The 615-nt window shown below is 44.7% G+C and carries 1 protein-coding gene; it reads right to left on the bottom strand.

The genetic code is table 11. The features are described from left to right. Positions 1-615: DUF2797 domain-containing protein (locus R8N49_RS28470; protein ID WP_318190614.1), on the bottom strand; the 615-nt coding region annotated here is incomplete at both ends.

Here is a 615-nt window from a genome sequence, read left to right as displayed (position 1 = left end):
CAACTTCGTAAGATGTAAACTTGCGGACGTTAATCACACCGGTATCAAAAATCAGATACTGACCTTTGATGCCTTGCAAAATACCAGTCACAACCGGGTTTTTGTCGAAGTTATGAGAGGTGATTTTCGTTGGGTGTTGCTGAACGGGGTAGCTAAGATCGGTAATGGTTTCGCTCAGTACCTCGATGGCATCTTCACCAAATTGCTGTTTGATTTCAGCAATCTTGTCTTGCACAAGAGGAAGCAGTTCAGCAAAACGGTCTTGTAACTCAATCGGTTCACCATCGCCTTTAAGCAAAGTGCGCCAGTTTGTTTTGTCTGCAATATGCTTTGCCAGTTCCACTTCAATCAAGCCTGAAATATGACGCGTTTTGACTTTGAAAATTGGCAGACCCTGAGTTGCACCTTGATCAATCCAACGTGTTGGAATTTGAGTGTGGCGAGTGATGCCCACTTTCAAACTTGATGTATTTGATAGATACACGAAGTGATCCACCATACAGTTTTCTTCTCCCCACTGCGGTTCGCGGCATGTGCCTTGATCGTAGTGGCAAGTCTCTGGCTTCATGATGCACATATCGCAGCTCGCAAGCTTCTTCATACACACGAAACAGT

The sequence above is a fragment of the Vibrio sp. 1978 genome (genome assembly GCF_033344345.1).
The sequence above is the reverse complement of the archived record's forward strand: the minus strand, read 5'-3'. Positions and strand labels throughout refer to the sequence as shown.